6 protein-coding genes and 6 pseudogenes are annotated in these 9,323 nt (G+C 56.7%); 8 read left to right on the forward strand and 4 right to left on the reverse strand.

Annotated elements, in window-relative coordinates; all coding sequences use genetic code 11:
- Nucleotides 1–359: 359 nt before the first annotated feature.
- The 4 genes from ACTBDU_RS14635 to ACTBDU_RS14650 all read left to right on the forward strand — a co-directional run bounded on the left by ACTBDU_RS14635 (nucleotide 360) and on the right by ACTBDU_RS14650 (nucleotide 1,862).
- On the forward strand, nucleotides 360–509 hold the full coding sequence (locus tag ACTBDU_RS14635) for a hypothetical protein (RefSeq protein ID WP_438806985.1): 150 nt from the start codon (nucleotides 360–362) through the stop codon (nucleotides 507–509).
- Nucleotides 510–544: 35 nt separating this feature from the next.
- Nucleotides 545–952 carry a hypothetical protein gene (locus tag ACTBDU_RS14640; protein ID WP_438806986.1) on the forward strand — a complete coding sequence of 136 codons (408 nt, stop codon included), beginning with the start codon at nucleotides 545–547 and terminating at the stop codon, nucleotides 950–952.
- 104 nt (nucleotides 953–1,056) lie between these two features.
- Nucleotides 1,057–1,641, forward strand: a complete 585-nt coding sequence (locus ACTBDU_RS14645) for a Mu transposase C-terminal domain-containing protein (protein ID WP_438806987.1) — start codon at nucleotides 1,057–1,059, stop codon at nucleotides 1,639–1,641.
- An 11-nt stretch (nucleotides 1,642–1,652) separates the two neighbouring features.
- The gene (locus tag ACTBDU_RS14650) at nucleotides 1,653–1,862 is read left to right on the forward strand and encodes a hypothetical protein (RefSeq protein ID WP_438806988.1); all 210 of its coding nucleotides are present in this window, start codon (nucleotides 1,653–1,655) and stop codon (nucleotides 1,860–1,862) included.
- Between the two features lie 25 nt (nucleotides 1,863–1,887).
- Here the strand turns inward: ACTBDU_RS14650 and ACTBDU_RS14655 are convergent.
- Nucleotides 1,888–3,026, reverse strand: a pseudogene (locus tag ACTBDU_RS14655) (IS3 family transposase).
- A gap of 384 nt (nucleotides 3,027–3,410) precedes the next feature.
- Between ACTBDU_RS14655 and rhaS the strand changes: the two are divergent.
- A pseudogene (gene rhaS, locus ACTBDU_RS14660) lies at nucleotides 3,411–4,248 on the forward strand (HTH-type transcriptional activator RhaS).
- 143 nt (nucleotides 4,249–4,391) lie between these two features.
- Nucleotides 4,392–5,242: pseudogene (locus ACTBDU_RS14665) on the forward strand (helix-turn-helix domain-containing protein).
- Nucleotides 5,243–5,424: 182 nt separating this feature from the next.
- Here the strand turns inward: ACTBDU_RS14665 and rhaT are convergent.
- The 3 genes and pseudogenes from rhaT to ACTBDU_RS14680 all read right to left on the reverse strand — a co-directional run.
- Nucleotides 5,425–6,457, reverse strand: a pseudogene (rhaT, locus tag ACTBDU_RS14670) (L-rhamnose/proton symporter RhaT).
- A 260-nt stretch (nucleotides 6,458–6,717) separates the two neighbouring features.
- Complete coding sequence (locus tag ACTBDU_RS14675) at nucleotides 6,718–7,095, reverse strand: hypothetical protein (protein WP_438806989.1); 378 nt, start codon at nucleotides 7,093–7,095, stop codon at nucleotides 6,718–6,720.
- A 200-nt stretch (nucleotides 7,096–7,295) separates the two neighbouring features.
- Nucleotides 7,296–7,638: pseudogene (locus tag ACTBDU_RS14680) on the reverse strand (ATPase, T2SS/T4P/T4SS family); the annotation flags it as partial.
- Between the two features lie 223 nt (nucleotides 7,639–7,861).
- Here ACTBDU_RS14680 and ACTBDU_RS14685 point away from each other — a divergent pair.
- Nucleotides 7,862–8,557: a YggS family pyridoxal phosphate-dependent enzyme gene (locus tag ACTBDU_RS14685; RefSeq protein ID WP_438806990.1), complete on the forward strand. Its 696-nt coding sequence runs from the start codon at nucleotides 7,862–7,864 to the stop codon at nucleotides 8,555–8,557.
- Between the two features lie 37 nt (nucleotides 8,558–8,594).
- Nucleotides 8,595–9,323: pseudogene (locus tag ACTBDU_RS14690) on the forward strand (pyrroline-5-carboxylate reductase); the annotation flags it as partial.

Genomic DNA, 9,323 nt, shown 5'->3' on the forward strand with positions numbered 1-9,323 from the left:
GCATGACCCGTATTGCGGCGGTGACCTTTATCGTCGATGAGTCAAAGGCCGGCACATTGCCCGAGGCCCTGCAGCGCGCCGCCACGCTGGCTAACGCCAAAAAGGGCCGCACCCCCGGCAAGGGGTGGGCAAAAGCAGCCTACAGGAATAAGTGAGTCTCTATTTCAGTGCTGAGCGGCCCCAGGAGCGTCTGGCGATACTGGCTCCCGGGAAGCTGAAGACAGCAGTGCCCCGAGGACATGACGTGGTTCTACGCCCTGTTCTGACCGCATTATGCCCGACCCTGTGGCCCGACGCTGCTGGAAGCCTACCGCGTATTTCAGGCGGACTGGCAGAGTAAATACCATGACCAGCCTGCCATGCTAGCGGCCCTGCCGACCTACGACAAGGTCAATCGCATGCTCAAGCGGGTTGCGCCCAACCGAAGGGTCAAGGGCCGGGTCACCGGCTCAGCGCTCAAGGCGTATCGGGTGTACCACAGCAGCGGGATTAAGCGCAAATACCGGTAAATGGCTGCTGGATAGCCGACGGCAAGTCGCTGAACATGAAAGTGGCGTATCCGATACACGGGCAACCCTTTACCCCGGAGCTGACTTTGGTGCTCGACGGGCGTACCCGCTATCTGGTGGGCTGGGGCCTGTCACTGGCAGAAAACGCCATCGCGGTAGCGGATGCGTGGCGTTATGCCATCCAGCACCACGGCAAGCCGCTGTTTGCCTACTCAGATAACGGCGGCGGCGAGACCAATAAGATGCTGGATGCGGATATCACCGGGATTTTTCCCCGGCTGGGTATTGAGCATATTACCGGTATCCCCGGTAACCCGCAGGCGCGGGGCATTATCGAGCGACTGAACGGCGTGCTGCCACGCAGGCTGGCCCTGCGCTTTCAGACCTATAACGGGCTAAGCGCTGACCCCAACGGGGCGCGGGTGCAGGGGCAAAACTGCTGAGTCTGTCGAATGCCTTACGTCAGGGGAAGGAGCTGAACGCCACGCAGCAAAAGACGCTGGCGTTGCCCAGCTGGCGGTAGCTGATAGACGCTCTCAAGGAGGAGGTGCAGCGCTATAACCACAGCCACGAGCACAGCGCCCTGCCCAAGGTCAACGGTAAATCGATGACGCCGGCCGCTTACCGCAAGGCCCTGCTGGCTGAGGAAGGGGACAACATTGAATACCTGACGCCAGGCGAGTTGCGCGAGATGTTTATGCCGGAAGAAAAACGCGTGGCCCAGCGCGGTTGGGTTGAACTGCCGAATAACCCGTATCTTGTCAGGGAGCTGATTGAGGTAGATCGCCAGACGGTGCGGGTGGCTTACGATATCCACAATCCTAATGAAGTGATTATTCGCCAGATGGACGGAGCCTATCTCTGTACTGCGCTGTGGAATGGCAATACTGTCTCGCCGGTGCCGGTCTCCAGAGTGGAAAAAGCGCTGGAAGCGCGCGCCAAGCGTCGCATTAAACTGGCCGGAAGCAAAATTCAGGATGCGAAAGACGAATTACGCTCGGTGATTGATGCACCCAGGGAGAGCGATTACAGCCTGCTGATACCCCAGGTATCGGCATCCGAAAAAGACAAGGTGTATTTGTTTAAATATGAATATGAGCACGACATCAAGCAGGGCGGTAATAACCGGTAAGGATATATTGTATGACAACGCGAGAATGTATTTTCCAGCTGATGGCGCGATCAGGCTACACCCAGTGCAGGGTAACCGATAAAACCAGATTAAGCGGCGCGACCATCTTACAATATTTAACGGGGGTTTACAACGGCAATATTGATAACGTCGAGGGCACACTGCGAGATTTTCATGACCGTGAGACGGAGCGCGCCCACCGGCATGTAGTGGTCAACTAAAACTAGCCACCGCGTTAGCGTTTTTCTAGTATTTATTTTCTGATTTGTTTGGTGCAACCCCCCGTTATATTCATGCGGCCTGAGTGCGCTGTAATATCCCACGATATAGTCGGTAATTTCATGAGCTGCTTCGCTGAAGCTGTTGTAACCCTTTGTCGGCACCCATTCTGTCTTCAGGCTGCGGAAGAACCGCTCCATCAGACTGTTATCCCAACAGTTACCACGCCAACTCATGCTTTGTTTGATCCGGTAACGCCACAGCAACTGTCGGAACTGCCTGCTCGTATAGTGTCTACCCTGATCGCTGTGGAACATCACTCCGGCTGGTTTACCATGCGTTTCCCATACCATTATTTCCAGTGCTTTGATGGTCAGTCTGCTGTCCGGGGAGAACGACATAGCCCAGCCCACCGGTTTCCTCGCGAACAGATCAAGAACAACCGCAAGGTATCCCCAGCGTTTCCCGGTCCAGATATACGTCACATCGCCGCACCATACCTGGTTTGGCTCCGTTACAGCGAACTGGCGGTTGAGATGGTTCGGTATTTCAACGTGTTCATTGCCGCCGCGTTTGTATTTGTGAGCCGGTAGCTGACAACTGACCAGCCCCAGCTCTTTCATGAACCTCCCTGCGAGCCAGCGCCCCATCCAGAAGCCTCTCTGGGTTGCCATGGTGGCGATACTTCTCGCGCCAGCGGCACCATGGCTGATACTGTACAAGTTCATGAACCTGACTGCGCAATACCGTTCGCCTGCCGTCTAGCCTGTCAGGACGACTTTTCCAAAATTTGTAACTGCTGCGATGAACCCTGAACACGTGGCAGAGTGTGGCCACAGGATAATGCGCTCTGAGTTTCCCGATTACCGAAAACTGTTCAGGGAGTCTGATATCAAGAGCGCTGTAGCCTTTTTTAATATTTCGTTTTCCATTTCAATGCGTTGCACCTTCTTCTTGAGCTCACGTATTTCGATTTGTTCCGGGGTTATGGGAGAGGCTTTTGGCGTTTTCCCCTGTCGCTCATCACGCAGTTGTTTTACCCATTTCGTCATCGTAGAAAAACTGACGTCCATGGCTTTTGCTGCTTGCGCGGCGGTGTAATTTTGGTCGACAACCAGTTGAGCGGATTCGCGTTTGAATTCAGGACTAAAATTTCTTCTTTTCATTGGTGCACCCGTGTTGTTCTGAGGTGAGCATATTACCTCTGTTCAGGTGGCCAAATTCAGTGTGCCACTACACCTTGTCCTCGTCACTACTCTGGCTGGCAGTGTAGGCGGGATCCGCGGGCGCCACCTTCCGGTGGCAGCCACCAGTTGTCGCGGGCTGGCAAAATCGTCAAATTGAATGTGAACCCGATCATAAAAGTAATATTGCTCACGTTTAACGACCCGCCGCCCGGCGTCGGCTTGTGATCTTTTCCGCAAATTTGGTAACGGGGGGCAAAACCTAGAAAAGAAACCGCAATGGGGCGTTTGACGGTCAGGAATTAAAGGCGGACGGCGTTATCGCGGCATAAGATAAGGTCCCTGTATCATGCTGAGGTGCCTAAAATGACATTACTGTATGGTGATGCTTTTTTTGTTTCCCCAGACGCTACGGTTGCCATCGAACCACGCCTGCCGCAATGGGATTTTCCCGAGCATTATCACGATATCTGGGAGATAGTGCTGGTGAAAAACGGATCGGGCATTCATGTCTTCAACGATCAGCCCCACACGCTGTGCAGCGGCACCGTCTGTTTTGTCTGCGCCGATGACCACCACCTGTTTAAAAGCGTGGATCGACTGAACATGATTAACGTGCTGTACCGCGCGCCCAACGGGTTCCGTTTTTTGCAGGATATCGCGCCGTTCCTGCTGGGCGAAGGGCCGGGGGAGCGACAGGTTCACTGGCAGGTCAATCACGCCTCACTCCAGCAGGCCAAGCAATTGATTCACACTCTCGACGCGCTGAGCGGTGATCTGTCGCCGGAGAATATCGCCGCTAGCGAAGGGCGATTTCTGCAGTTGCTTATCGTGCTGCGCCAGGGGTGTTTTCAGGCCCACAGCGACGGCAACCGTGAGCAGCCGTCTGCAAGATCTGTTACGCTGGCTACAGCACAACTTCAGCGACAATGTCGACTGGTTGACGCTTGCTGATCAATTTATGTTACCGCTGCGCACCCTGTACCGCCAGCTAAAACAGCAAACCGGGATGACGCCCCAGCGCTATTTGAACCGGCTACGCCTGTTGGAGGCGCGTAAGCAGCTAAAACAGTCCGATAAAACGATTACGGAAATCGCGCACGCCTGCGGGTTTAGCGACAGTAATCACTTTTCCACGCAGTTCCGACGTGAATTCTCCCATTCGCCGAAAATGCTGCGCCAGGGGGATGCAGGCCTGCAATAGTGTCGGCACGGGGCGGTAGGACGCCGGGTCATGCCCCAGCCTCGCCGCCCCGGCAAAAAATGCGTTTTGCAACGATCATTAGATAATTATCTATGGAATTATATCATTATCTTCTATTACCTTTGAGCTTAGGGGATAACGGTATGAATGGCCTTAAGCTGCACGTTTCTGATTATTTTTTGATGGACAAAAACGCGGTTACCGTCGCCGAGCACAGCCCGCCTTTCCACAGCACTGCCACGAGTTTGACGAAATTGTCTTTGTCTGGTGGCGCGGCAATGGTCTGCATACCCTCAATGATGTGCCCTACCCCATCACCTGCGGCGATGTATTCTATATCAACGCCCGCGATCGCCACGGTTACGAGTTGGTCAACGATTTGGCCTTGGATAATGTGTTGTACCGGCGCGACCTGCTTACCCTGAACGTTAATTGGCAGGCGTTGCTCCCCGGCCGGGGAACGGGGCCGGAAGAGCGCCAGTACTGGCGCTTAAGTACGCCCGGCATGGCGATTTTGCGCCAGCGCGTCGATGCGCTGTCCAAGGAATGTATGAAATTCGACGCGCTGGCGCTGCTGTTGAGCGAAACCCTGTTTTTGCAGTTGGCGCTCATGGCAAAACGTTTTCGTCACGCACCGGACAGCCCATACATTTCCGACGCCGAACAACTCGATTTGCTCTTGACGGCATTGCGCGTCAATATCAGCGCGCCCTTCCGCCTGGAAGATTTTTGCCGCCAGTACAGTCTGAACGCCCGCACCTTGCGGCTGATGTTCAAACAGCATACCGGCATAGGCATCCATCACTATTTGCGCCAGTTACGTCTGTGCAAAACGATGGACCTGTTGCGCCACGGTCAGCAGGCGATTGGCGATATCGCTTCGCTGTGCGGTTTCGACGACAGTAACTATTTCTCGGTGGTGTTCAACCAGGCCTACGGGCTGTCACCGCGCCAATACCGCCAGCGTTTTCAGAAGGTCCTCAGTCCCGGCTGACGGTTGACCACCCCGCAAGGCCGCGCCTAATGCGCGCTTACGCCGGCGGTGCCAAACGTCAGTGACGAGGCCGCCACTTACGCCGGTCACTCTATGTAACCGCCACGCCACCGCCGCCTAAGCCGCTGATTTATCCATCATACTTTCTTCGCCGTTTACGCCGGCCCCGTTTGCCCTGCGACTCAGGAGGCCATTCCCAGGCCTACGACATTGGCGGCTAGGATAATCACCAGCGCGCCGATACACAGCTAGCTTACGGGCTTTTTACCGACGCCGAGCCACTCTTTCAGCACCAGCCCGACGATACTGCCGCACAGCACATAGCTGCTCATATGCAGCATCCAGCTAACGAACGCGTACTGAGAGGGAATATTGGCATGGCCCCAGGCGTAGAAAAAGAATTGCAGATACCACATGACGCCGGCGAGAATCGAAAACAACGCATTGGCTATCAGCAGTGATTTCCCGACCGAAAGATCGGCCTTCAGGGATATTTCCCGGCGCGTAGCGAGCCGGATAAAGCAGTAGCCCAGATTGACAATAGCGCCGCCGCCCATAATCACCACATAGCTGGGCAGCGCCACGTAAAGCGGGCTGATCCCGACATTTTTTGCCGCTTCATGCATTGGCACCGCCGCGTCCATAGCAAACGACATCCCCGCCGAGAAGAAACCGCATACGACCGCCAACAGCAGACCTTTTTTCAGGTTAAATTCTTCAGCTCGAATACCCTGCGCCCGCTCTTTAACAAACCGGCATAGCTGACGATGCCCACGCCGATGACCGCGACCAACACCCCGAGAAGGGTAATCCGTCCGCCGGTAGTGTGGAGCAGGACACCGAATTTCCCCTGCAGCAGAGGCGTCAATAATGTGCCGACGATAAGCGTAATGTCGATGGCAATTCCTATCCCCATCGACATTCCTAAATAGCGCATTGTCAAGCCGTAATTGATGTTGCCAACGCCCCACATGGCGCCGAACAGGAACACCGGCAGCAGCGTACCCACGGAAAACTGCGGTAACAGGCCCAAAAGTCCGGTAGCAATACCCAACTGATGGCCCAGGGCAGGATCACCTAAGAGAAGAAACCACCAAGGGACCACATAATTTCCCAGCTCCAGTGACGAACTTTTTTGAACGGGGCATAAAAGCAGGCGGCGCTGGCGGCGCCGATGAAATGCCAGAAGATCCCCAGCACGATAGAACTACCCATGGACAAGCTCTTGTCTGCAAAGTGAGATCGCCGCCGTCGTCGAACTGCGAGGAAGCGGTGATGAAGGAATACGATCAACAAACGCAGAGGTCAGTGTAGGGAGCTTGCCGGGCGTAACGCCTTCGGATCATTGCCAACTTTTTTATCGGCGTGGCAATATCAGCAACCTTATAGTGGGCGCGGTCACAAACGGATAACATCATGGCGGCTGTGGACTGCGGCGGCTGACCGGAATGGCCGCCGCCGGCAGACGACGAGGCTTAATCTTTTTGGATCACTAGTTCAAAATACAGATTGGTCACGTCCGGATCGTCATCAGGTCCGCCCTGCTCGGTCACCGAAACAATTTTCCAGCCGTCCTGCGCCAGCGCTGGAATGGTTTTACTGCCGGCGTCAGGGCAATTAAAAACAACGCTGTCTGATAATTCGTGACTGTCGGGGCCTTTGCTGAGGTCAATTTTCATGGTGGAGGAATGACAAACGTGGGCCTGACCGGCAACGCCGGCAAACGGCGTCACCAGACACGCCGCCGCTATAAATAATGGCTTGATTTTCATTTGGTACAAGTTCCTTGTTGTGAAGCGCGATACCGCTGCCCTTCCCACAGCGCTATCCAGCGCCTGGGACAGCAGCAGCATACGAAACGGCATGACAAGAGGCAAAACAATCCTTGGCAAAATGGCTAATTATAAAGCAAACCACGGCGACACGGCCCCCAGCGGCACGGCGCCGTGAGGGCGTTGCGTCATACCCGCAAGAAGCAAAACAATAAGGCCGGATACCGCGGTTTATTTCAGGACATCGCGGGCGAAAGCCGGTTTCTCGCGCGCCGACAGTCCGGCAGCAGATGGGTTTTCCCTTCGCGTATCAAATGACGTACCGCGGGAGTAATGGTCAGCAGCTCAAACAGCCTCATCCGCCCTCCCGCAGGGCGCCGCAGCTGGTGCGGCGCCATGACCCCCAGCAGACTGCCGGCGAGCAACATGCGGACAAAATGCTGCTGAAGCCGCGGGAAAGGCATCCACCACCCTGTCAACCGCCTGGCTGGCGCTGCGGGCATGCAGCGTGCACAGCAAAAGATGGCCGGTTTCGGCGGCGGTGAGCGTCAGCGCAATACTTGCGCAATCGCGCAGCTCGCCGAGCAGGACAACGTCGGGATCCTCGCGCAGGGCGGCGCGCAGACGCTGGCCGCCGCGCGCAAGCAAACGGCGCTGGCGGGCGTCAAGATAGCGCCGGGTGCAGTCGGCGATAGCGCCCTCGGTCAACGTCGGCGCTTCCAGCGGCCGCAGCAGACCATCCACGCAAATTATCGGCGCCCGGCCGGGACAAAGGTGCAGATCGGAGGCATTATGCTTTACACTATGGCCCACCAGATTATCCAATTCCATATGACCTCCTGAAACCATGAGCATTATCGAGCAAAATCTACAGCGCGTTCATCGGCAAATCCGCACGGCTGCGCAGGATTGCGGCCGCGATCCCCGGCAGATTACCTTGCTCGCCGTCAGTAAAACCAAGCCTGTGACGGCGATCGAAGCCGCCATCGACGCAGGCCAGCGGGCCTTCGGGGAAAGTTATGTGCAAGAAAGCGTGGAAAAAATTGCCTGGTTCCGCGAGCGGCCAGAGGGCGCCGGTCTTATCTGGCACTTTATCGGTCCGTTACAGTCCAATAAAAGCCGCTCGGTCGCGGAAAATTTCGACTGGTGCCATACCCTGGACCGCCCGCAGTTGGCCCGGCGGTTAAACGATCAGCGGCCGGTGGTACGGCTGCCGCTCAACGTGTTAATTCAAACCAACATTAGCGGCGAAGCCACCAAAGCCGGTATCGCGCCCGAAGAGATGTTGACGCTGGCGGCGCTGATCACCGAGTGCCCGCGCCTGCGGTTGCGCGGTCTGATGGCGATACCAGCGCCGGAAAACGATTTCCAGCGCCAGTTGGCGGTCTTCAAGCGCATGTCCGCCCTGTATGAGGCCTTACAACGCGTTCACCCCAGCGGAGATACGTTATCGCTGGGCATGACGGACGATATGCCGGCGGCCATCGCCGCCGGCAGTACGCTGGTGCGGATTGGCACCGCGATTTTCGGCGCCAAAGAATAGGCTCCCGTCGTCACCTGACAGCTTAACGAGGAATAGCATGCAACAGCGTAACATCACCTTTATCGGCGCCGGCAATATGGCGCTGGCCATCATCGCTGGACTAGTGGATAACGGTTATCCCGCGCATTTAATTACGGTTTGCGCCCCCTCCTCCACCCACCGCGACGCGTTGGCCGAGCGTTACGGTGGGCAAACAGCGGCGATAATCTGCGCGGCGTGCGTGCGGTGGATGTGGTGATACTGGCGGTCAAGCCGCAGTTGATCGCCCAGGTCTGCGACACCCTGCGCGGGGAGATAGATTTTTCCGGCAAACTGGTGCTTTCCATTGCCGCAGGTGTTACCGTGAGCCGGTTTTATGCGCTGCTGGGCGAAAATATCGCCATTGTGCGGGTGATGCCCAATACCCTCTTCTGGTGAGCCAAGGGATGAGCGGCCTATACGCGCCGCCGCAGACCCGCGAGGAGGATAGGGCCTTCAGCGCCCAGTTAATGGGCGCGTTGGGAAAACTGTGCTGGCTAAAGCAGGAGAGCGATATTAATGGCGTGATCGCCGCCGCCGGCAGCGCGCCGGCCTATTTTTTCCTGTTTATGGAAGCCATGCAGCAGCAGGCACAGGCGATAGGTTTCGATGAAAGCACCGCCCGCACCCTGGTGCTGCCTCCGTGGGCCGCGCCGCGGGGGGGGGCCCGGGGGCAGGGGGTACCCCCCTCGGCCCCCCGGGGGCCACAATGGACGCCCCCTGGGGCGCCCCCGCCCCGGCGGGGGGG

This window comes from Sodalis sp. (in: enterobacteria), assembly GCF_051710625.1.
Taxonomy (GTDB): Bacteria; Pseudomonadota; Gammaproteobacteria; order Enterobacterales; family Enterobacteriaceae; genus JBPESN01.